Here is a 22,721-nt window from a genome sequence, read left to right on the forward strand (position 1 = left end):
CATCATGTCCAAGCTGATTTCGCTTCGCCTGTATTTCCATCATTCCGAGCGCGCTCATGTGCAACATCCGAAACGCTTCTGGCAGCGCCTCACGCGCCCGAGTCTCGCACGCCATCTGCTCAATCACGCGAAGCGCGCGGGTATCGAGCAGGCCGTGCTGCACCGTGTCCACGCGGGTTATCTGAACGGGGACAGGCTCCATCATGAGCATGTCGAAGTAGCGCATCACCGCTTTCCGCATTGCATCGAGCTGATCGACCTGGAGAGCAAGGTGAGGGCGTTCTGGGGCACGCACGGCCAGGGCCTTCAAAACGTGCGCGCCGTGTTTCTTCCCTGTGAAAAAGCGGCGGTCGAGGGCTGAATCGTTGCCCGGGCCACTGGCTCGTGCTGTTGCACATCCAGCTACACCCGAAGCGGTGCTGATGCGAAGGACCGGCACGGCATTCCCCCGTGATTTGTGGAGGCCGATGTGAAGGACACCCGTGGAGGTCTGGCGGAGAGGCGCGCCATGCGCTTAGTCCTTCTCGTCGGTGTCCTGAGCTTTTTCGCGGACTTTACCTATGAGGGCGCGCGCAGTGTCCTTGGCCCGTGGCTCGCCACAATGGGGGCGTCGGCCACGATCATCGGGATGGTTGTCGGCTTTGGCGAACTGCTCGGTTATGGGCAAGGCCATTCGCAATCCGCCGCGGGACGTGATGCTTGCCAGCGCCGCAAAGCGCATCGGCGGATATGGCCGGGCCTTCGGGATTCACGAGCCTCTGCCGCCAATACTTGCGGATCAAGGCTGTTCAAGATCGATGCGCCCGCCATCAAGGTCACTTCATTGTTCGTGACCTTGCGCGTGCGGCAACGCGAAGTCGCGAGTGCCCGGCGTATCCGGTGCGTCTAACTGGTAGCCGACGCCGAGCATGACCGCAGTAGTCGAGGGCCCCCTCGTTACCTGCACGTGATTGAGTTGCAGATTCGCTATCCAACGCCGATGAATACCACGTGGCGCGCCCGCTGTAGACGACGCCCCAGCCGTGCGTATTCGAGTAGCCAAGGCCTTGTTCGGTGGCCTCGGTGTCAAAGTAACGATAGGGGCCCACACCGGGAGCGATGACGAACCTCCCTTGGGCGAGTGGACATCCGCCCCATACCTGCATGAGCGGACCATCTCGTTGATGATCGCGAATATGTCCTTCGTCAAGGCACGTGATACTGCCGGCGAGGTACCGGCCGAATCCCTCCGTATAGTCGAGCGACCATGCGTAGGAATGGCTATGCTCACCCGTCAACGGTCCGCTGTACAGCCCGAACTCTTGAGCCGATGCGTGGCCGGTCCCAATGCATAGCGCCGCAGCGGCAACGGCGAGCGTCCAGTTCGCCTTCATCGATGTGTTCGTGGGGACCGGCGTAGCCGTAGTTGATGGCGAGCGAGTTCAGGCGGCGCGTTTCTGCTGGACCGGTTTTTTGCGCGACTTGCACGTGCCTATCTGATGTTATCGGGTCTTTGCCTGCTCGCAATGTCTGGTCGGCAACTATCAGCTGCGATCCGCAGGGCAAGGGCGAACGTCGGGAAGTGGCCGTACCGGGCGCAGGAAATGGCATAGCGCTGTGCTCAGCCGGCGCTCGATACCCGGGTTCGATGCGTAAATCAGGGCTTCCGCGAAGTGCTTGAGGCACACCCCTGAGGTGACCGGCGGCGCGTCTTCGTTGGGCTGCGCGCGGGACACGTTCCGGACCAATTGGGCAATGGCCCTGCGCGCCGCAATTTCTTCTGTGGCGCAGCCGGGGCACGCCTCGCGCTGGAGCGCTTCACGCGCGCACGCCGTACCGTTCGCCTGGGCCGCGCTGCCGCCGACCGCGTTGAACCAACGAAGTTTGCTGCGTCGACGTCGTTTAGGTCGTTCGCCGGGTCCCGGCGCGGTGGTCGCCGGACGACCGGGCAGCGCGGTCTGGAGATAGCGCTGAAGCGCCGCACGCTGCAGGCCTCGGTCTGCCTGCGCGAGGCAGAGCAGCAGGTGGTTGCGGCAGGTCGGAAGCGTAATCCACCCAGGTTGTTCAAGACGCACGTTTTCTGCGGCGGCCATCAGCCATTGGCCCCGCGCAATGCGGATCGCCTCGCAGACCGGGCACGCACAGAGCGTATCCGATCGGGGCACCCCGTCGCGCGCGAGTGGGTAAAGAACACCTTGCAGGGCAGTGACGCGGTCATCGGAGCGAATCTCCGGCGGTGTGTCGAGCGTCGTGATCGCCGTGCGGGCCAGGTCGCGCAACTGGCGCACGAGACGACCGCGCAGGGGCGGTTCCGTACGCTGGACAAGGAGCTGGGTGTGGACGAAGCACAGTGGTGGCAGGGAGGCGCGCTTGCCGTCGTTTTCGAGGCCGCGTAGCACGCGGGCCACGGCGCGTCCTTCGCTGCGGTGAAAGTATATGCAGGCCGGACAGCGCCCGCGCGCATTGAACAGAATGTCCTGGAGCAGTTCGTCCTGCAGGGCCGTGCGCTCAAGCAACGAGGCCAGATGGCGGCCCCCTTCACGAATGGTTGCCTCCAGTTCACGTGGCACCTTGCTGTCAGGCGATGCGATCATGGCTGCATGATCCGGACAGAATCCCATGCTCGTCGCGATGGTCTGCGCGAGTGCCGCCCGTGCGCGTGCATCGCGCATCAGACGTCCGAAATATCGCCCGTCCGCATCGGCAAGCCGCGCGCAGATAACACATTCAGGACCCCCAGCGGCAACGGCAGGGGGCGTCAAATCTGCGAGGCGGGTGCCTGGAACGACGAAATGGTTGTCGCACGGAGCGGCACCGTCGGACAGGGAGGATCGCAAGGAGGGCATGGCCGTCACGTTCAGGGTCTGCTTACGTGACCTGGGGGATGGCACTGGCAGACAGCCTACGGCGTCCCCCCCAGGGGTCCGTAGGCATCATCAGTCGCGCAGAAAAAGCGCGGCAGTTCGAGGGAGGATGCCATCTCCTCCCGGACAGTCTAGCGCAGATCGAAACGGTACTGCAATGCGGGGAGCGATGCGCGGTGCCTTTCGCTTTCGCGCGGGTCCCCGCAAACACATTGCGACGCACATCAAGCGGCGATAATATTCATGAACACTGGTGGAGATGGCATTCTCCCTGACCGCCCGCCCGGGCTGATGATGCCTGCTGGCCTGTTCGAAGGCGGCACTGGCACGACCACCAGTTCCCTTTCGGCCAGATTGTGCCCCCTGCACGTGGCCGCGCCTCCGGTGTGCCGGCCCAGCCGTTCATGCGTGCCCCGGCCACTGCCAGACGTCCTGTTGTCCCTGCTGCAGTCGTTTCATTGCGATGGTCGCGCAAACACTGCGAGGGAAGGCGGATGGAACTCGACGGACAACGCATCGAAGTCTGGGAGGCGAACATTGCGGATCAACCCGAGTGGCTGGCGCATGCACTTGATGCGCTTGATGACGCCGCGGCAGCGCATGCAGGCTTCCATATACCCGAACACATTCACGCAATCCGTGTCTGCGGGCACAACCGTACAGGGCTTGTGGCGGGCTTGCCTGGCATGATCGCCGGACTCGGCATCAACTTGCACGGCTTCACCGCGTCGACAATTGGTCACGAGTTCGTCGCGTACATCGCGGCGGACTCGCAGTCTGATATCGACAGGATCGTGCAGGCATTGCGCCAGTTGTGAGCGGGCGGATGCCCTCGCCGTTGCGAAACGGAGGGAAACACGATGAACCTGCGTGAGTACGAAAACGCAAAGTTTGAGCTCGCCGGCATGCTGCGCGCCTTGTCGGAGGCGGCAAAGGCCAAGGGTGAGCCGACCGGTGAGAGGATTCGGGATCTGTTCGTTCGCCTCGCGGAAGACCGGTTCAACCTCGCCGTGGTCGGTCGCTTTGGACGCGGCAAGAGTTCGCTGATGAATGCCCTGATTGGCATGGAGCGCTTGCCGACCGGTATTCTCCCGCTCACATCGGTCATCACCGCCGTTGTCTATGGCAGTACTGAGAAAGTCATCATCCACTACGAAGGTCGGCATCTGGAGAAGGCTATTGAGCTCGACGAGCTTCCACAGTTCACTACACAACGTGGCAATCCAGGCAATGTGCGCGGCGTCAGGACCGCGGAGGTGCAGTTGCCCGCCGAACTCCTGCGGCGAGGGTTCCGATTCGTCGATACACCCGGTCTGGGATCAGCGATCGCGGAGAACACGCGCACGACCGAGTCCTTCCTCCCGGAAGCCGACGCGATGCTGGTGGTGACCAGCTATGACAGTCCACTGTCGGAAGAGGAATTTGCCGTGTTGCGCCTGGCCGCCCGGTACGACCGCCATGTATTCATGGTACTAAACAAGCAGGACACCGTGACGCAGGCGCAGCGTGAAGAAGGGCTCGCCTATGTGCACGAGACGTTGCAACGGGTCCTTGGACCGCGTCCCTCGCCGCCTTTTTCCGTTTCCGCGCGTGATGGCCTTGCCGCCAAGTTCCGGGGCGATCCCGAAGCGCTGCGGGAAAGCGGTGTGGCTGAACTCGAAGGCGCCCTGGTCAGCTTTCTTGTAGAGGGCAAGCGGCGTGCCTTTCTGGCGAGCTTTTGCGAACGGATCCTGAATGTCACCCGAATGGATCCATCGGACGCGGAATTTGCCGCGGTAGCGCTCCAGCTTCAGGAGTACCTTCATCGGCTCGAAGCTGACAGCGGTAGTGTGCGCAACCCACGTCCGCGCGTTCCCGATTCCGACACTGATCTTGGCTCGCTGCACACTCTCCAGCCCTGCGAAATCTGTGAGCGCATCCAGTCCGTCAGCTTCGACTTCTTGTGCCGGTACCAGTATGAATTGAGCGTCAGCGCGCAGTCGCAGACACGGCATGCGCAGACGAAGGGCCTCTGCGTCACGCACACACGACAGCTCGCGGCGCTTGCGTCACCACGCGGTATCGCGATTGGTTACCCCGCGCTGCTCGGAGCACTGTCCTCTACGTTGGAGCGTGCGGCGCGCGCGTCGTCGGGTGGGCTGCGGGACGTGCTCGATCGCAAGGACGTGCTGCCCGATACGCACGAATGTGCGTTGTGTCGACTGTGCATGGCGACGTTGCAGACGACGATCAAGGAGATTGCGGGCCGTCTGGCGCAGGACACCACCCATGGCGTCGATTCATTGTCCGGCATCTGCATGGTGCACCTCCCAGCCCTGATAGCCGGGCTGAGTGACGCTGGGCTGACGGAGCGAGTGCTCACACGCGAGGCAGCGATCCTCTCCAGGCTGGCAGACGATCTGAGGCGTTATGCGACGAAGCATGACGCCATACGCAGGCAGCTTGCCAGTGCCGAAGAGACAGACGCTGCAGAAAGGACGCTCAAGTTGATCGCGGGGCTGGTCAACGTGCACGTGCCGTGGACCGACGAGTGAGCAGGGGTGGCACACGCGATCTGCAATTTGATGACACCCGCGATTTGCGTGATCACGGAAGGGGGCACAATGAAATCGGCTGGCCGCGACCCATTTTACTCGCTTATAAAATCGGGATTCCTGTTTGCCAAGTAGTGCCTCCCCTCGCCACGCCTTATCGCGACACCAATGCGTGTGCCCGGTAGGTGGCCGGACGCCTTACGGATGGGGCAACTGAAAGAGCAGGTGGGCTCGGTGCGATGGCAATGTGCGACGGCATGGTCACGAGCCTGGCAGTCGACCCTGCCGGCCTGGGATCAGTGGTCCGCGTGCAGCATGACTGAAAAGCTGACGGGCGCCGAGCCCGACAGCACGTTCAGATTCATGACTGAGCGCAGTGCTTCGACGCCGTCCTGGAGGCCGTAATCCTTCAGGTTTACGATGATTGGCGTGCGGGTGGTGACTAGCAGCGCATGGCGCTCCAGCTTTACCACGCGTAGATGCGCGGCGACGGGATTCGATTGCCCGGCGATGACGAGCGTACCGCTTACGTCCACGTCGTCGGATCCACCCGGCGGCAGCGCGTCGAGACGGTGGACGTCGACAGAACCGGTAAACACGGCCTGCGGATGTTCGCTTACCTTGAACAGCATTTGCTTGATGCGGTCGTTGCGCAGGGGGATGTTTGTTTCGACACTCGCGAGGTCGACAGCGAACTGCAAGGCACCATCGTCGCCGACCGTGCCGCTGATCTGCCTGAAAGACTGGACTTCCTCGATTGCGGAAGTGCCCGGCGCGCCGGCCTTGGTCGTCACGAAGGTGAAACTCGACTGGCCATTATCGACCTGCCATGCGGCTTCGGCAGCGGTGGCAACGAGAGAAGCGGCGACTAGCAATGCCGTCGCGACGAGCGTGGATCGGCGCATTTCAGACCTCCTGGGTTCTCATGGTTTGGCCGGCGGTTTTGCCCCGGGGAAGGACGGTGAAGCACGAGGCGTTCAGACGAAACTAGCATAGTTTTGTATCGATTCTGGAAGCGCACTCATCAATATCTTTAGCGGCATGCCAATGCCCGCGCATGGCTGGGCGCCGATAACGCCGTGAAGTGTGGTCCGCCTGCTTCAATCCGATGCTGCCGGCGTTTGGCGTGCTTATGGCCTTGCCACAGGCCGAATGCCGACGACCAGGGTACGGGCCAGCACGCCTCTGCGGTTGTCTCCGGCGGCGCCGGGATTGCTGCGTGAGCCCACGGGTCATCATTCCTGAAGCCACAGAGCTTGCGGCCCATATTGCCAGAGGCGCGGCAAGCGCTCTCATCAACTGATACGCAAAGAAACGCTCGCTTCCGATTATGGCCATCTTCGAGCTGTCATTGGCTCCGGCCTTACGGGCAGGGGAGGCCCGTCGTGATCGAAGGAAACAATGCGCTCGCCGACTGAATACGGGGCAACACGACTTCGACGACGATTTCCGTCAGGGCGGCGGGGGATCCAGTGTATGCATCCTTGAAGGGACGTTGTCCGGGCAGACCCGTTGCGTCTGACGATAGCGCTTGCCCGCGCCGAAGCCGCAGCGTGACGTCCTGGCGACGTCTTGTATCCGGCGTCACGTGGACTATGCTCGAAAGGCATTGTCCGTGGGGTACTGGGGCAGGCTGTCCTCAGGGCCGACGTGGCTGTGAATGGGAGAAAGGCATGAGCTACCAACTGCAAGGCAGCGTTCTGGAGGTCTGTAACTGTAATGTGCTGTGCCCGTGCTGCATTGGCGAAGACGCCGACAACGGCTCGTGTTGCGCCGCCCTCGCGCATCACTTCGACAGTGGCAGGATCGACGACATCGATGTTTCGGGGTTGACCGTTGCGATCGCCACGTACATACCCGGGAATATTCTGAAAGGAAACTGGCAGGTGGCCCTGTACATCGACGAGCGTGCGACCGATGCCCAGTTCGAAGCGCTTTCGAGTGCCTACCGCGGCGAGCGCGGCGGTCCGCTTGCCGACTTCGCACAGTTGTATGGAAAGATTGTTTCAATCGAGCGTGCGCCCATCACGTTCGAACTCAAGGGCGGCAAGGGCACGCTGGACGTTCACGGCGACATTCATGCGGAAATGGAGCCCTACTGGAACCCCGGCGGCTCGCCCGCGGTGCTGGTCGGCAATCCGGTGGCGACGACGCCCTGTTCGCCCGCCATCATCAGCAAGGCGAGCGCATACCGGATGAGAAATCCGGGGTTGAATGTCGATCTGAACCTGAGTGGCCATAACGCGACGCAGGGCCATTTCACCTTTCACGCGTAGCCAGCCTGAGGCCGAACATCCCGGATCGATGCGATGCCCCCGACTATCCGTGCGGACCGCGTGACGCCTGTCGTGTTGCTGGTGACGCTTGTCTCGTGGCTGACGCTGTGGGGGTGGAACAACAGCACCTATGCGCCCGGTTGGGGCGACCAGGGCTGGCTGGGGCAGATGTGGGTGGCGCACCTGTGCAGGGCGCTGAGCGGATCGTCATACGTCGCCGCGATGGCGTTCCATCTCGTGGCCTGGTTTCTGATGTTGACCGCGATGATGCTGGTCACGATGGTGCCGCTGCTTCAGCTATTCCTTCGCCTGGTTCGTGCACGGGAGAACCGCGTACAGCTGATGGCACTCCTGCTGGCCGGCTATTTCATTGCATGGACGCAGTTCGGCGTGGCCGCCCACGTGGCCAATGAGACACTTCATGGCCTGGCGGGCCAGCTCACCTGGCTGACGCTGCATCCGTGGGTCCCGGGCGCAGCGATCCTGGCGACGGCGGGGGGCTATCAGCTGACTGCATTGAAGAGACGCTGTCTCGACCGGTGCCGCTCGCCCATGACGTTCATTACGATGCACTGGCACGGCGAGCGGGAGCGACTGGCCAGCTTCGCGATTGGCTTTCATCATGGCCTGTACTGCATCGGCTGCTGCTGGGCGCTCATGCTGCTGATGTTTGCCGTCGGTAGCGCGAACCTCGGCTGGATGCTCGCACTCGCGGCGGTGATGGCCGCGGAAAAGACCTGGCCGTGGGGCCCGCGCATCCGTGTGCCAGTGGCTGTCGGGCTGCTCGGCTGGTCTGCGCTGATCGTTGCCGGGAGCCTTTAAGCGGTCGCGCCGCCTGCGAGGCCGCACGCAGGCGTGGGCAATGCCGAGTCGTTTGCGTGCGGCCTCTGCAACGCGCCGTGCCCGATCCTCATCTATGTGCGTCTCTCCCGCATCGCAGCAGGCCGTTCGGCGCCGGCTCCGCCAGGCGTGCCGCTGGTGAAGGACGGTTTCGGCGCATGTTCCGGCGTCAACGCCGCGCGACGGGCCAGTTTGCACTGCCCGTCGGCGTCACACCGGATGGAGTCCGCAGTTCGTCTGACTGTACGGGAAAGCACGTCGCTCGAGGATGCCTTCTATTTCGTCCCGCCGCCTGGAAGACGCGCTACGATCGCACGTCGCCGTCCGGCGAGATGGCTACCTTCGAGTTAACGTTCCGGGTCGTATCGCGCGAGAAGATTACGATCGGCGCGGGAACGTTTGACGCGTTCTGCGTGCGGGCCGAGGGCTGGCGGATCGATAACCACGGACGCCGCACCGTGACTTACTGGATCGCGCCCGACAAGGTGCCACGCTATCTCTCGATGGAATTCGCCCGTTACAGAAAAAGAGGCGGAGCTGCGGTCGAATACTGGCGGGAGGAACTGGTCACCTTCGACGCGGGCTAGCGACCACACAAAAGCCAATACTCGAACCTCGGCCGGCAAGGGGCAGTTCACCGTCGCGAGTTGAAAGGACGGTTTGAGCGGAATCGACACCGGAATGTCTGAGTGGCGACGGTGCTGGCGAACGGCGCTTCTTGGCCGCACCCGAACGATTGTCGCGTACCAGCGATTCGCTTTCCCGCTTGTGGTGCCGAACTTCCGTAAGCGTTATCGGGTTATTCGACGCCTGCCGATATGTGCGGAGGCATGCACATTCCTGCGGCCGATGGCAGGCATCCAATAAGCCATAACGATAGCCGCCCGACGCGGCCGGCTGCGCCCGCACAAGGGCTACAATCAAGGCTCTCGGATCGTTATCCTCTCATGTATCCACCCCGGCTCAATCAGCTTCACCCAGGGAATACGGATGGCCGGCCTGCTATGATTCCGTACATCGGCCACGCCCCGGAGAACCTGCGATGTCCAATTCCATCGTCAAACCCACGCTCCAACCTGTGCCGATCAAAGACGGAAGCGGATACTACGTTCGAGTGACGTGGCCTGACGGCGTCCAGGAAGAGATCCACGACCTGAATACCGGCGCTCCTCCGTTCGTCAGCGAAGGCGAAGCGCGTGACTGGATCGAAAGCGATTCAGCCGACTGGCTCGAGCGTCACCCACGATCAAAATAGTCGAACCGGCCTTCGCCGTGCAAGTTTAGGGACCATTCGACTTCATTGACAAGTTCGTGTGTGACGAAGCAGCCACGAGGGCAATCTTCGAAAACTTCCGAAACATGATGACCGTCGTCGCTGTTGGCGCGCGGCATGGCCAAAGCGGGGGCGTGTCGATGGCGGGGTTGGATGCTCTGGCTGGTGTAAGTCGTTCTTGTTTTTGTCGGCTTATCAACATTCGCCACCTTTTATTAGCGCTTTGAGTAGCGACCTCAAACTTTATGCAGCTGACCGGATGCCCAATCAGTTGCGTTGGACAACTGAATAATGAGCGACCGTTCGAACGATAGCTCCGTAAAACCCTTGAATTTTGGGAATTGTTCCGCGATGGGATTTGAATAGGTAGAGGCAGTCGAATAACAGTTTGCGGGTGTATCCTCGTATCGACGCGGCATCCCACGATAGGCGAGTATCGCACCGTTTGCGTCTGGCGTGAGAGGGCCGTGTGTCCGACTCCATCGGCGCCGACAACAGCATCGAGGTCCTCACGATAACCATGCTCTCCGATGGCATTGCCTGTGTGAACCGCCGAAAGTCTCGCGCAACTCGACTAGCGGACCCGATAGCTTGTTGCGTATGTCGACGTGATTGGCGGATCGACGATCAATGACCATTTTCAACAGCATCGAAGTACAACTGCCATCGCCTCCCTTGCCATGCTGGTACGGGCTACGGTTTCGACTCGCTTCGGTAGCGCACCACACGCGCCGGCCGCTGATCGACGCGTTTGCGGCGCGGCGTCTCTGTCAGGCCGTGTCGCCCACCTCGCGAATCGGGATCACGGTGCGGCTGCCGCAGTTGCGCAACAGGTCTCGCAATTCGTTGATGACAGGGAACACCTCGTGGTTCCAGTCGGCACCCTGCCTGTCGTGGGCCTCCTGCTCGCGCTCGACGATCCAGCGGTCCTCCTTGAAGATGCGTTCCGTGAACCAGACCAGCAGCGGCCACGCCAGGTCCAGTGCAAACGGGATGCCGGGCCTGCGGATGGAAAGCAGGCCAAACGTCCGGTTGGTGCGCTGCGCCGCATCCAGCGGCACGTAGACGATCCACAGGTCCATCACTAACGTGCCGTCGTCCGAGCGGATCTGGAGCGTCTGGTACGGATAGCCGGTGCGCACCGTCATCACGTCCTTGTTGTCCCGGTCGCCGTCCGTCTTGCTGGCGCCAAACACCAGCGCCTCGCCTGCAGGCTGCTTGCCTTCCCGCGCGAACGTATAGTCCACCTCCACCCAATCCTCGCCGCGACGGCGGCCCAGCGAGCGCGCACGGATCTGCCCCATCTGCCGCCGGTGCAGGAACTGATGGTTCATGTCCATCAGGTTTTCGTGCATGAAAGAGTAGTGACACTTGACCTCGCGGCCAAAGCGGCGCGTCTTGTACGCCTTGTCTGCCACCGATGGCAGACAAGGCAGTGGCCGTTCGTTGGCAAGCTCCACATTGCCGGGGAAGACAAAGATCAGGCCGTGCACCTCGCGGCAGGGATAGGCGCGCACGCCGTTGGGCAGGCGCTCACGCCCGAGGTATGGCACATCGACGCAGTGGCCGGTGCAGTCATAAGTCCAGCCGTGATAGCCGCACCGGATGGACTCACCTTCCACCACGCCCGCGTGCAGCGGCACCTGCCGGTGTGCGCAACGATCTTCCAGTGCGAATATCGTACCGGACCCGGTACGCACCAGCACGATCGGATTGCCGGCGAATTGCACGCCGACGGCTTTGCCCCGCCTGACCTCGCGCGACCACGCCAGCGGATACCAATGATCGGGATGGATGGGGACACGGCGCAGGTCGCGCACGGGCGCGCTTGCGGGCGGGTCGATGGCACTGCTATCCAGCAAAGGCACTGCGTGCATGCGTAACGCCTCCTTGCATAACGGGAGCTTCGACCGTCGCCACAAGCGCAAGCATTGGCGACCGGGGATCTGGCACAGTCTACGCGAAATCGGGTCGAATCGAAGCTCCCGGCACAGATGTCTTGCATGACGGCCGGCTCATCGCGGGAGGTCGCGCGGCGGCGGGCCGCTGGACTGATACTCGTCGATTGCCGGGTGCAGGTGGACTTCAAGGCATCAGATTCCAAAATCAAACCGTTTCGTGACTCCTGGTCCTTGAAGTTGTATCGCAAGGCCGTGATACAAGCCTTAATGGAATTCAGGAAATGGAAATCTACTTCACCATAGGAAAGTAAACATGAAGAGCCACCACTGGCGTTTACGGATGACTTTCCGACGCGGAATGTACGCTAGTGCATATACACGTTATGGCACCGCGCCTACGCGCTAATATTGCGGGTGTATCCGAAGCAGACCGTCGACTATTGCGCGCACCTGCGCGCGTACATCGACACGTCCGTCGTACCGACGCCTGCGTTCCTGTATGGCCTGCATGATGAAGATGGAAACGCACATTGCGGCACGGCGGCACTGCCCAGGCTTTGGCCGATCAGCAACGCGGCGCGCGGCGCGTCGCGCGCAGATGATCGGCCGCTGCGATCAGCATACGGCTGCATAAGCCCGGACCACTTGAAGGCGAAAAGCCGAGGGAACCCCAGATTTGCTGGTGGTCACCGACCAAATGTAACCGCTCGGTTTTTCCTTGAACGCGTGCCACATCATGTGTTCACGAGCTGCTTGAACTACTGCTGCTCAGTGTGCGAATGGGGCCACCTGGATTGATCGGTTCAGTTGGCCCAACGGGATGAGGATCAACTGGAATTGGCTTGCAACAGCTGATTGGCGGGGATGGTGGATTCGGAGGCACGACTGGCCCAGGTGCTGGCGTTGGTCCTACGGGGTGAACAATGATGGGTGGAGAGACCGTGGTTGATGGCTGAGCAAACGCAGTGGAGGCAGACATCAATGCTGCTACAGCGCATAGGGGTAATAGCTTGCGCATCATATTCTCCTGATTGAATTAAAGGGGGGATCAACAACAGTCCAGCGGTACCGCATTGCAGACAAACGATTTCTTGGGGCTACTACGTATTCGGGTATCGGACCGAGTGATGCTTGCGCAAAGACGGTCGTCAAATCATTAACGCCGAATAGCGCATTTACTGCGCTCCGTTATTCGTGAAAGCTATTAACACAGCATCACCGCCTTACCTTTCAACAACGAGACAAAAACGTGCGCTACAACACACTCACTGGTACAGCCCCCCGACGGTCCGTACGCCGGAATCATCAACCGGGAACGCGCCCCATTTACATGAATCGGTTGTATTAGCAATCTGGGGATCCGGCGGGCATGTTCACTTCAGGCCCTTTGTGCTTGCGTAGCTGCCTGACAGACCGTTACCTCCCGTTCAGCGAAGTGCTTGTGATCCACTTCATCCCGGCAGCCGGGCGTGACGAGCAGTTTGCGCATCCGGTCGCGGTGCTGCAGCACTTCCTTCTGCAATTGGCCGCGATCGCGCATCAGCTGGCGCGACGCTTCATCTTGCAGCGAAGGCACGTGCAACACGTGCATCCGGTCGCGCTCGACGCGTAGCCAGGCGCGCAGGTTGATCACCAGCTTGATCGCATCCAGCCGGTCAGTCTTCGCGCGCCGCTTGTGGCGTTCGACCGGAATGCTGGCCGGATCAACGACGTAGCATTCGATGCCGCGTGCCTGCAGTGCACGGTAGATCCAGACAATCGTCCTCCTGAAGGCCGCGTGGAAGTCCAGTTCGTTCCGGATTCACCTCCTCGCGATTCGCCAGCGCGTCGTTTGCCGCTACCCCTGCAATCAGGAAGTTGCAATGCTCCTTAGCCTCGCGCAGGAGATTGAGGTGTCGGATGCGCGAGAGGTCTTTGACCGTGCGCACCTCGATGCTCCGGTGCGCGCGCGAGGGCGAGCCCGGCGCGCACCGGTCATCGCGCCGTGTCTGAAGCGCGTGTGCCGGGCGCTTGTGTTCGGCCACAGTGCCCAGGTCTACCTCCGTGAGGCGGTCATACTCGCGGTACAGCTCCATTTTTCCGTCAGCCCGCAATTCGATGTGCCCGCGCGGGTACTCCCAGACCTCGATATTGCGGCGCACCAATCTGCGATTCTTCGGCGTATCGTCCCGAACGCGCATCGCTCGGTGCTACTTTGCCGTCAGCGACTACGTCACGTGCAGTGCCAAACTAATCTTCCCGTTCTGGCGCGTCGGCCAACACATCCGTACGGAAGTGCTGGCTGCGCGGCTTGTCCGGGACCACGGCCGCAGTTTCGTGAATAAGAACCTGCGCTGGTCGGTTCTATAGGCGCCCAACCAACCCGCCGGCCGTGCTGCAGACTGAAATCACGCAGCAAGAATCGGAGTTTTGCGAGGCGGCTCGCGGCTTATCATTCTGCTCAGACGATCGGGCGATGCCGGTGACGCTGCCCCAGTTATCTGTGAGGACTTCCAGATGAGGGAAAAAGTACACCAACAAGACCATCGTCGGTCGCTGACTCACTGAATTTTCGAGCATAGCCGTCCTGATTGCGGAAGACATCTAGATGGGACGGTAACGAATGAACTTCGCTTCAGCACCCTGTGGGTTCATATACCGAATTAGCAGTCGTTGACTCATTCGAAAGATATCCTGCAGCAGATTTGACATGAAAGAGAGATAGAAATGACCGAGGCATCCCCGTTCCGTCCAGCTCTTGAACACGCACTAAAGCATGCGCTTCAATATCTGGAAAATTTGAAGCATAGTCCCGTCGCCGCAAGTGCAAGCGCGCAGAACCTGCGTGAGCGTTTGTGTAAGCCGTTAAATTTCGATGGTCTGGCTCCAGAAAAGGTGATCGATGAATTGGTCGCCGATACGGCCGGCGGCATCATGGGTAATGCGGGTGGGCGTTTTTACGGCTGGGTTATAAGCGGTTCCTTGCCTGCAGCATTGGCGGCTGACTGGCTAACCAGCGCATGGGATCAAAATGCGGCTTCATACTCTTGCGGGCCGGCAGAGGCCATTGTCGAAGAGGCGTGTGGCACATGGTTAAAAGACTTGCTTGGTTTGCCCGCGCAAGCGAGTTTCGCCTTAACCAGTGGTTGTCAGATGGCGCATGTTACAGCGTTGGCAGCAGCTCGCAATGCGTTGCTGACACGGTGTGGCTGGCAAGTAGAACGTGATGGTTTGTTTGGCGCGCCGCCGATTCGCATTTTGAGCAGCGACCAATTTCACGGCAGTATTACGCGCGCAACCCGCCTGTTGGGGATGGGAACGCAGGTGGTCGTTGGTCTGCCTACCAATCATGCTGGACAACTGGAGACAGCGACGCTGGAGCGGGCATTGCAGGAGGCGCCGGACGTACGGACCATTGTGTTGCTGCAAGCGGGGGACCTTAACATCGGTGCCTACGATAGTTTTGCTGAATTGATTCCGCTGGCGCATCGCTACGGCGCGTGGGTGCACGTTGATGGTGCGTTCGGGTTGTGGGCCAATGCAAGCCCGCGCTATCGGCATTTCCTGGTCGGAGTAGAACAGGCCGACTCGTGGGCCACTGATGGTCATAAGTGGTTGAACGTGCCTTATGACAGTGGTTTTGCGTTTGTGGCGCACCCAGATTCCCATCGTGAGGCCATGTCATATGAGGCGAGCTATATAACGCACAACGACGAAGTCCGTGAACAAAAGGACTGGAATCCCGAGTGGTCTCGCCGCGGGCGTGGCTTTGCAGCATATGCCGCCTTGCGGCAATTGGGCAGACAAGGCGTGGCGACGCTAATCGATGCATGCTGCGAATCAGCTCATGATCTGGTCATGGGAATTGCTGCGTTGCCCGGTGCCGAATTGATTTGGGAGCCTGGTGTCAATCAAGGACTGGTCCGTTTTCTCGATCCGCACCCTAACGCCAAACAAAGTGATCACGACAACTATACCGACGCGATCGCCGAGGCAGTCGCTAAAGGCGGTGAAGCATTTTTCAGCAATACCACCTGGCGCGGCATGCGTTGCATGCGGGTGTCCGTCTGCAGTTGGCAAACCGATTCACAGGATGTGGCGCGTGCAATCGCGGCAGTCGCTCGGGCTTTGGAGCAAATAGGGTGGCGCGATTAATTGATTTAGTTGCGACTCCGCGAAATAGGCGATTATAGAAACAAAACAGTGATGGCATCTTTAGTGAGATGATTCCTTGATAAAAAATCAGACTTGGAAACATCGCTGGGCGCGAGCAGATACTAGCGGAAGACGGTTCCTCGTTTGCGGCCGCAGCCATTGATCATCGACGCGATGCACAACCCTGGCGAAGGGGCGTGCCAGACCAACACCGCCGACGTCGGATGGGAGGGGTTTTCTTTGGGCCACTCGGGGAGCAACGCCACGCTGTACGCGGCGACCGTCGGGTCGATCACGCGAGCGTGACGTGCATGCGGAACGCGAGGTCGCTCAGCGCGACGTAGGTGGCCGCATCGGTGAGCAGGTTCGTCGGTCCAGCCACCTGCTTGAGGTCGGCACTCCTCACGCGGTCCCCGAAAAGCATCAGCGAGCGCTCTTCGTCGTGCTGGCGGGAAACCCAGCACAGCCCATCCACGTCCGGGCATTGGGACTCTAACGGGTCGCGAGCCGCCGATCGCCGACGATGCAGCGGCTGGTCAGGTTCGGCTATTCACATATGCTCCCGAACGGGCAATCGCGGCCAACCGCATGGGTTGACGACTGGCCGCCAGCAATATTGCTGGCCTACAGGTGTTCAAATTTCGGGTCGGCTGGAGCGAAACGGCGCTGAGTGGCGATACGGCTCAATTCCTGAGAAACCTGCTGGCGACCGGCGCATCCCTTATCAAACCGTCGCTAGCGACGTCCGCTGCGGCCCCAGACATAGCGCACCCACCGCTGCCACCGGCGTTGCGGCGGAGCGGCCGGGTTGTGCGCAGCCTGCGCTTGGCGGTCGCGCTCGACGCTCTTCTGGACCTGTTCGTGGATCTGCCGCAACGTCATGCCGCCGGGGCCTTTCAGTTTGTCGGGATCGGAATCAGGATCGAGATCGTCTGTCATGGGAGTCGCTTGTTCCTGATGAGGCGACTTGATCTTGATACAGATGCGCCGTCGCAGCAAGCCTGTGGAAGCAGGTCGCTGACCAGCGCGTGGTCCGCAGTGGTGCAAGCGAGCCATGAGCACTGCGAGCGCCTGCCCTGAAGGTCAATAATGTTCAGTCAGGCGTCCGGCACGCAACACCGCACGGGACGCACCTCGCCATCCAAAATTCTCCATCTGTCTCCGGGTTGCGGCACGACACACGGGCGGGTTATGCGTGGCGGCCGCGCGCAGCCCCGCCGGTGACAGTCGGGCTGGAATGTCAAAAGTAGTCAGACTACGTGACCTGGCGGTGAGTGGGATGCCTGCAGCGTCGGTGATCAACGGACGCGCTGACGACAGCGCGTCGGTCCGGTGCGAAAGCAAATGGGTCCGTCGACCCTGAGCGGAACCTTCGTCTTCCTCGAAAAGGGACATTCGGCGCATCGGTGCGTGACGATACAGGAACGTCTGTTGCCTTATGTGCGCGTTGATCGTCGTGCCGATCCCGTCTGGATGTCACCGGGTGTGACACGCTCCAGGTAAACGAATCCCGCGGCAACGCGCGGAGATCAAGGAACGTTTCCGATCAGTTGGAAAGCGGTACCCGCTCAGGCTCGTCCGCCTCGAACCAGTCCGGGTAGCGTGCAGCAATCGGCCCGAGAGAAACGAGGACTTCCCGCAGATGCTGGCGCATTGCTTCCTCTGCGGCACCTGGATCGTGAGAACGCAGCGCGGACAGGATCTCCGCGTGCTGCTTGATCAGCAGGGAGAGCGGGGATACATCCGGCAGGCTCAGGTAGCGGACACGGTCCATCTGCGCCTTGATGTCCTGGATCGTCTCCCACGCCGCCGTGCAATCGATAGACTGCGCGATCGAGAAATGGAATGCTTCGTCCAGCGCGAGAAATGCAGCCGTATCGTTCACCTTTGCCGCAAGCTTCTGGTCGCGGAGATTATCGGCCAGCACCTGCAATTGCGCGTCGGTGATTGACTCGGCGGCCTTGCGGGCGACCGCCGTTTCGATTGCTTCACGGATGAATCGCCCTTCCCGCACCTTGCGCGGGGATATCTTCTTGACCAACGTGCCGCGCTGCGGCAACACCTGTAACACGCCCGTCTCGACCAGCTTGATGAAGGCCTCACGCACAGGTTGTCGGGAGACCTGAAACATGTCCGAGACTTCCTTCTCCGAGAGCGGCATACCCGGCATTATCTGTCCAGCGAAGATCGCTTCGCGCAGCGCCCGGAAAATCTGCCTGCCGATCGACTCATGTGATTCGATCGATATCTGCGCCGTTAGATCCGGCAACGCGGCGCGCGACACAGCAGCAAGCCCCACCCGCCTTCTTGCGCGCGGCGCAGCCACGGCAGGTTCAACGGTGGTAACGGATACTGAGTTGCGAGAGGCGTTCTTTGGCATACGGTTAGTCGGGTGTAGACGCTATGCGGCAGATGATTCGACCAGATTGCAGTCGAACATACATCGCCATACTACCATTCGTCTTTCATATTTTGCCATCGTTGGACGGCTCGTGTTGCGCACGAGTGAACCTGCGTCGAAGCGCTATGGCCGGAGCAGGGCGTTCTGCAGCGTCAAGAGAGTGTTCTTTTAGCGGTAGCCTCGAAGTTAGCCGATGCCAGAACGGTGCACATGACAGCCAGCGCAAGAGCCGATAAGCGGACACACAGCCACCGCCACCAACTCCTGACCGGCAGCGATGGATGAGGAGTTTCCAGTCGGCCATCCACACGCTGCGTTCCAGCCAGGCTTCAGCATGATCCGCCCCTGGCTTGCACTAAAACCGCACTGTCAGCCTGGCGACATCGTACCGGTTTGCGTCCCCCTTTGTCCTCAAGCTGAGACTGCCCACAACCCTGCGTGGCTGAAGGTTCCGATGAGCATCGACAAGCGGAATATCAGCAATCTCAGTGTAATCCCTGGATAGGATCAAAATTATACTTGTATGGTAGTATGTCTAAAACGTACATGGCGTCGTCTGCGCAGTCGTCGCCCTGTGCATCGAGCCGTGCGTTGCGCTCCGCCGCAGCGCATGGTTGTCACCGATTTTGCAAGGATGGATTCATGAAGATCGTTCGCGCCGATGTGATCGTCACCTGTCCGGGGCGGAATTTCGTCACGTTGAAGATCGTCACTGACGAGGGCGTATATGGCATCGGCGACGCAACACTGAACGGCCGCGAACTCGCCGTTGCTTCCTACCTGAAGGATCATGTTTGCCCGACATTGATTGGCCGGGATGCCGGGTGCATCGAGGATATCTGGCAGTACCTCTATAAAGGCGCGTACTGGCGCCGTGGGCCCGTGACGATGACGGCGATTGCCGCCGTCGACGTGGCGCTGTGGGACATCCTTGGCAAAGTTACCGGAATGCCGTTATACCGGTTGCTGGGCGGCGCGTCGCGGGATGGCGTGATGGTGTACGGACACGCGACGGGACACGATATCCCGGAAGCGCTCGACCGCTACGCGGAGCACGTGGAAATGGGCTATAAGGCGATCCGTGTCCAGTGTGGTGTCCCGAACGTGCGTTCCGTGTACGGCGTGCCCAAAGACAATGGCATGTACGAACCGGCGACCAAAGGTACGGTTGAAGAGCACAGTTGGTCTTCTGAGAAGTATCTCGACTTTGTGCCAAAGCTATTCGAGGCGGTGCGTGCCAAATTCGGCTTCGATACGCACTTGCTGCATGACGTTCATCATCGCTTGACCCCGATCGAGGCGGCGCGTCTAGGCAAATCGGTCGAACCATACCGTTTGTTCTGGATGGAAGACCCCACGCCAGCGGAAAACCAGGCGGCGTTTCGCCTCATCCGCGAGCATACGGTGACACCGATTGCCGTCGGTGAAGTGTTCAACAGTATCTGGGACTGCAAGCAGCTAATCGAAGAGCAACTGATCGACTACATCCGCGCAACGCTCACGCATGCCGGTGGGATCACGCATTTGCGGCGCATCGCGGATTTCGCGTCGCTCTGCCAGGTGCGCACCGGTTGCCACGGCCCGTCGGACCTGTCGCCCGTTTGCATGGGTGCAGCGTTGCATTTCGATCTGTGGGCTCCGAATTTCGGCGTGCAGGAGTACATGGGTTTTCCTGAGGCGGCGCTTGAAGTCTTTCCGCATGCATGGCGCTTTGAGCGAGGGATGATGCATCCGGGCGACGCGCCAGGGCATGGTGTCGACATTGACGAAGCGCTCGCTGCGCGCTACCCGTATACCCCCGCATATTTGCCGGTCGCGCGCCTGGAAGACGGCACCTTGTGGAACTGGTAACGATTCACTTTTGTTCTGTGGTGACTTCACCGCCCGGACCATTGTTTTCACGTCGTATCACCATAAGAGAGAGGAGATAATCATGCAACACATCAAGAAAGCGGTTGCTCTGTCCGTGCTGGCCGCAGGCCTGATTTCCGCCGGCGCCGCGCAGGCGAAGCAACTGGTCATCGCTGGCATCGTGTTCCAGCAGGATCAGTATTTCCGGACCGTGCAGGTCGGTATGCGCGACGCGGCGAAAGCAGCCGGCGCCGAACTGCTGGAGGCCAACAGCGACAACAAGCTGGAGAAGGAGTCGCAACTCATCGACACGTACATTGCACGTGGAGTGGACGCGATTGTAATCGCACCGCTCAGCGCCAAAGGGTCGATGAACGCCATTCAGAAGGCTCGCGCAAAAGGTATCACGGTCGTCACTTACGGTACTTCGGTAGGGGGTGATCTGGCCCAGGCATCTGTCATGAGCAGCGATCGTGACCTGGGTCTCAGTGTCGGGAAGGACGCGAGCCAGTACATCCTGAAACATGCGCAGCCGGGTACCAGAATGAAGATAGCGACGATCGCATTCAAGTCCCAGTTGCCAGAGCAAAGCGATGCGCGCGTCAACGGTTTCCTGGACCAGATCAAGCCGCAGGTGGATGTGGTTGCCCAGCAGGACGCGTGGTTAGCGGAGAAAGCCGTAGCGGTAGTTGGTGACATCATCACGGCGAACCCGGATGTGCAGATTATCTTCGCAGCCAACGAAGGCGGCACGGTGGGTGCAGTGCAGGCAGTCAAGAATGCCGGAAAGGCAGGCAAGATTGTGGTCTTCGGCATCGACGGTACTGAGCAGACAGCGAAAGCCGTGCTGAGTCAAGATGGCATCCTGCAGGCGGTGGCCGCGCAGCAGCCCTACCTCGTAGGCAAGGATGCAGTTGAGGCGGCCATCACGCTTGCAAACAAGAAGACACCCGCGCAGAAGGACGAGGTCGTGCCCGTCAAGCTGCTGGCTCGCCAGCAGCCGGAGCAGGTTACGAGCTTCCTCGCCGAGGTCAAAAAGTACTGACCGGACTACGCTGTTTTCGGTGCGATTCTTGTCCCTGCCGATCGTATTGCGACGGCAGGGAGATGCGGAGACAACTCGATGTACACACAACCTGACGCTTCCCGGTCTGGATTGCAAGCCCATTCTGGCGCGCCACCGTCGTCGGCGCTGTCGTTGCGGAGCCTGAGCAAGCGCTATGGGTCGATCACCGCGCTCGACTCCTTTAGCCACGATTTCGCGCCCGCGCAAGTACATGCATTGATCGGCAAGAACGGCTCAGGCAAGAGCACGTTCATCAAATTGCTGGCCGGCGCAATCCAACCCACCAGTGGGCAGATTGGGGTCGGTGGAAATACGGTTGATTTCGGAAATCCGCAAGATGCCTTACGAGCGGGTATCGCCACGGTATTCCAGGAACTTAGCCTGATACGGGAGTTGAGCGTCGCCGAGAACATCTATCTCGGGCGACTACCAACAACTCGTGCCGGGGGCCGCGTGGACTGGGCCGCGACCCACCGCCAGGCGAGCGCGCTACTCGAATCGATGGGGCTGGACATCGACCCCGCTACGCCGGTGCGGCGACTCAGCGTGGGCCAACAACAGGTCGTGGAGATCGTGAAGGCGATGTCCAACGAGCCGGACATCCTGTTGCTCGACGAACCCACTTCGGCGCTCGCTAGCAGCGAGGTCGATCATCTCTTTCAGGTGATGCGACGTCTGCGCAGCCAGGGCGTGACGATGATCTACATCTCGCACCGGCTCGCCGAACTTGAGATGATCGCCGATACCGTGACTGTGATCCGCGATAGCCGTCACATCGGCAGCGTGCCTATCACCGAAGCGAAACCAAAAGTCATTCTGGATATGATGTTCGGCGAGACCGAATTCGCGCGTCGAACCAGCGCCCCGTGCCGCAGCCGCCACACGGTGCTCAGCGTCGAACACGTTAGCCTGCCCCCCAAGCTGCACGATGTGAGTTTCACGTTACACAAGGGCGAGGTACTGGGTATTGCCGGGATGCTGGGTTCAGGTCGCACCGAGTTGCTGCGCGCAATCTACGGGCTGTTGCCATCGGCTTCGGGCAGCATCGTCCTCAACGGCCAACCGGTCAAAAATCCGACGCCGCAAAAGATGAAGGCCCTCGGCCTGGGTTACACGTCTGAGAACCGCAAGGAAGATGGTCTGGTGCAATTTGCCAGCATACGCGACAACCTCTGCCTCGCGGGCCTTCGGCGCATTGCCCCCAAGGGGTGGATCAGCAGGAAGATCGAACAGCCTTTTGTCGACAAGAACATCCGCGACCTGCACATCAAGGTCTCCAGTGCTGACAAACCCGTGTCCTCGCTTTCGGGAGGTAACCAGCAAAAGGTGGTGATCGGTAACTGGCTTAACGCCGGACCCACCGTGCTGCTTTTCGACGAACCCTCTCGCGGCGTCGACGTCGCGGCAAAGCAGCAGATTTTCCAGATCATCTGGGAACAGGCCGAACGCGGTCTTTCGTCGATCGTCGTGTCGACTGAACTGGAGGAACTGCTGGAAGTCTGCGACCGCATCCTGGTACTGCGTGATGGACGCATCCAGTGTGAGCTAGATCCGTCTACCACTGACGCTAAAGCGCTATACGCAGCGTGTATGGAGAAATAA

The 22,721-nt window shown here is 60.5% G+C and carries 19 protein-coding genes, 1 pseudogene and 2 riboswitches; of the genes and pseudogenes, 12 read left to right on the top strand and 8 right to left on the bottom strand.

The features are described 5' to 3' along the window. Window positions 1-4: 4 nt before the first annotated feature. Both BO1_RS11855 and BO1_RS61995 read left to right on the top strand, forming a co-directional pair. Entirely contained in the window at window positions 5-361 is a 357-nt protein-coding gene (locus BO1_RS11855) for a DUF190 domain-containing protein (protein ID WP_028217746.1), read from the top strand. Between the two features lie 108 nt (window positions 362-469). After that, window positions 470-889: a hypothetical protein gene (locus BO1_RS61995; RefSeq protein ID WP_043284571.1), complete on the top strand. Its 420-nt coding sequence runs from the start codon at window positions 470-472 to the stop codon at window positions 887-889. 634 nt (window positions 890-1,523) lie between these two features. Here the strand turns inward: BO1_RS61995 and BO1_RS11870 are convergent. Continuing rightward, window positions 1,524-2,651 (bottom strand): hypothetical protein, encoded by a 1,128-nt coding sequence (locus BO1_RS11870; protein ID WP_028217748.1) that lies wholly within the window; start codon window positions 2,649-2,651, stop codon window positions 1,524-1,526. A gap of 248 nt (window positions 2,652-2,899) precedes the next feature. Next, a riboswitch (Fluoride riboswitch) is annotated at window positions 2,900-2,972 on the bottom strand. Window positions 2,973-3,089: 117 nt separating this feature from the next. After that, window positions 3,090-3,151: riboswitch (Fluoride riboswitch) on the top strand. Window positions 3,152-3,337: 186 nt separating this feature from the next. Between BO1_RS11870 and BO1_RS11875 the strand changes: the two genes are divergently transcribed. Continuing rightward, complete coding sequence (locus BO1_RS11875; protein ID WP_028217749.1) at window positions 3,338-3,661, top strand: ACT domain-containing protein; 324 nt, start codon at window positions 3,338-3,340, stop codon at window positions 3,659-3,661. Between the two features lie 42 nt (window positions 3,662-3,703). Then, window positions 3,704-5,377: a dynamin family protein gene (locus BO1_RS56315; RefSeq protein ID WP_028217750.1), complete on the top strand. Its 1,674-nt coding sequence runs from the start codon at window positions 3,704-3,706 to the stop codon at window positions 5,375-5,377. Between the two features lie 296 nt (window positions 5,378-5,673). Here BO1_RS56315 and BO1_RS11885 read toward each other — a convergent pair whose 3' ends face one another. Next, window positions 5,674-6,282: a YceI family protein gene (locus BO1_RS11885; RefSeq protein ID WP_043284573.1), complete on the bottom strand. Its 609-nt coding sequence runs from the start codon at window positions 6,280-6,282 to the stop codon at window positions 5,674-5,676. 768 nt (window positions 6,283-7,050) lie between these two features. On the opposite strand from BO1_RS11885, the gene BO1_RS11890 reads away from it, so the two are divergent. From BO1_RS11890 to BO1_RS11905, 4 genes are all read left to right on the top strand, one after another. Next, a complete protein-coding gene (locus tag BO1_RS11890; protein WP_028217752.1) occupies window positions 7,051-7,653 on the top strand; it encodes a DUF1326 domain-containing protein in 603 nt (200 codons plus the stop codon). Between the two features lie 33 nt (window positions 7,654-7,686). Next, window positions 7,687-8,475 (top strand): DUF2182 domain-containing protein, encoded by a 789-nt coding sequence (locus BO1_RS11895; RefSeq protein WP_028217753.1) that lies wholly within the window; start codon window positions 7,687-7,689, stop codon window positions 8,473-8,475. Window positions 8,476-8,651: 176 nt separating this feature from the next. Beyond that, entirely contained in the window at window positions 8,652-9,080 is a 429-nt protein-coding gene (locus tag BO1_RS59020) for a hypothetical protein (protein WP_156992222.1), read from the top strand. A gap of 455 nt (window positions 9,081-9,535) precedes the next feature. Next, window positions 9,536-9,748 carry a hypothetical protein gene (locus BO1_RS11905; protein WP_028217755.1) on the top strand — a complete coding sequence of 71 codons (213 nt, stop codon included), beginning with the start codon at window positions 9,536-9,538 and terminating at the stop codon, window positions 9,746-9,748. 788 nt (window positions 9,749-10,536) lie between these two features. Here BO1_RS11905 and BO1_RS11910 read toward each other — a convergent pair. From BO1_RS11910 to BO1_RS11920, 3 genes and pseudogenes are all read right to left on the bottom strand, one after another. Continuing rightward, window positions 10,537-11,643, bottom strand: coding sequence for an aromatic ring-hydroxylating oxygenase subunit alpha (locus tag BO1_RS11910; protein ID WP_028217756.1), 1,107 nt, complete (start codon window positions 11,641-11,643; stop codon window positions 10,537-10,539). Between the two features lie 1,447 nt (window positions 11,644-13,090). Further along, window positions 13,091-13,420: pseudogene (locus BO1_RS57365) on the bottom strand (IS110 family transposase); the annotation flags it as partial. Beyond that, window positions 13,371-13,847 (bottom strand): hypothetical protein, encoded by a 477-nt coding sequence (locus BO1_RS11920; protein WP_028217758.1) that lies wholly within the window; start codon window positions 13,845-13,847, stop codon window positions 13,371-13,373. The gene BO1_RS11920 and the pseudogene BO1_RS57365, both read right to left, overlap by 50 nt. 526 nt (window positions 13,848-14,373) lie before the next feature. Between BO1_RS11920 and BO1_RS11925 the strand changes: the two genes are divergently transcribed. Continuing rightward, window positions 14,374-15,801: a pyridoxal phosphate-dependent decarboxylase family protein gene (locus tag BO1_RS11925; protein ID WP_028217759.1), complete on the top strand. Its 1,428-nt coding sequence runs from the start codon at window positions 14,374-14,376 to the stop codon at window positions 15,799-15,801. Between the two features lie 292 nt (window positions 15,802-16,093). On the opposite strand, the gene BO1_RS61760 is transcribed toward BO1_RS11925, so the two are convergent. The 3 genes from BO1_RS61760 to BO1_RS11945 all read right to left on the bottom strand — a co-directional run bounded on the left by BO1_RS61760 (window position 16,094) and on the right by BO1_RS11945 (window position 18,181). Then, window positions 16,094-16,225, bottom strand: a complete 132-nt coding sequence (locus BO1_RS61760; protein WP_281179180.1) for a hypothetical protein — start codon at window positions 16,223-16,225, stop codon at window positions 16,094-16,096. Window positions 16,226-16,536: 311 nt separating this feature from the next. After that, entirely contained in the window at window positions 16,537-16,740 is a 204-nt protein-coding gene (locus BO1_RS11940) for a hypothetical protein (RefSeq protein ID WP_028217760.1), read from the bottom strand. A 607-nt stretch (window positions 16,741-17,347) separates the two neighbouring features. Further along, window positions 17,348-18,181 carry a GntR family transcriptional regulator gene (locus BO1_RS11945; protein ID WP_028217761.1) on the bottom strand — a complete coding sequence of 278 codons (834 nt, stop codon included), beginning with the start codon at window positions 18,179-18,181 and terminating at the stop codon, window positions 17,348-17,350. A 663-nt stretch (window positions 18,182-18,844) separates the two neighbouring features. On the opposite strand from BO1_RS11945, the gene manD reads away from it, so the two are divergent. The 3 genes from manD (at window position 18,845) to BO1_RS11960 (ending at window position 22,721) form a co-directional block, all read left to right on the top strand. Continuing rightward, on the top strand, window positions 18,845-20,053 hold the full coding sequence (gene manD, locus BO1_RS11950; RefSeq protein WP_028217762.1) for a D-mannonate dehydratase ManD: 1,209 nt from the start codon (window positions 18,845-18,847) through the stop codon (window positions 20,051-20,053). Window positions 20,054-20,135: 82 nt separating this feature from the next. Continuing rightward, complete coding sequence (locus tag BO1_RS11955) at window positions 20,136-21,098, top strand: substrate-binding domain-containing protein (protein ID WP_167338334.1); 963 nt, start codon at window positions 20,136-20,138, stop codon at window positions 21,096-21,098. A gap of 78 nt (window positions 21,099-21,176) precedes the next feature. Beyond that, a complete protein-coding gene (locus BO1_RS11960; protein ID WP_084687894.1) occupies window positions 21,177-22,721 on the top strand; it encodes a sugar ABC transporter ATP-binding protein in 1,545 nt (514 codons plus the stop codon).

The sequence above is a fragment of the Paraburkholderia oxyphila NBRC 105797 genome (assembly GCF_000685075.1).
Classification (GTDB): Bacteria; Pseudomonadota; Gammaproteobacteria; order Burkholderiales; family Burkholderiaceae; genus Paraburkholderia; species Paraburkholderia oxyphila.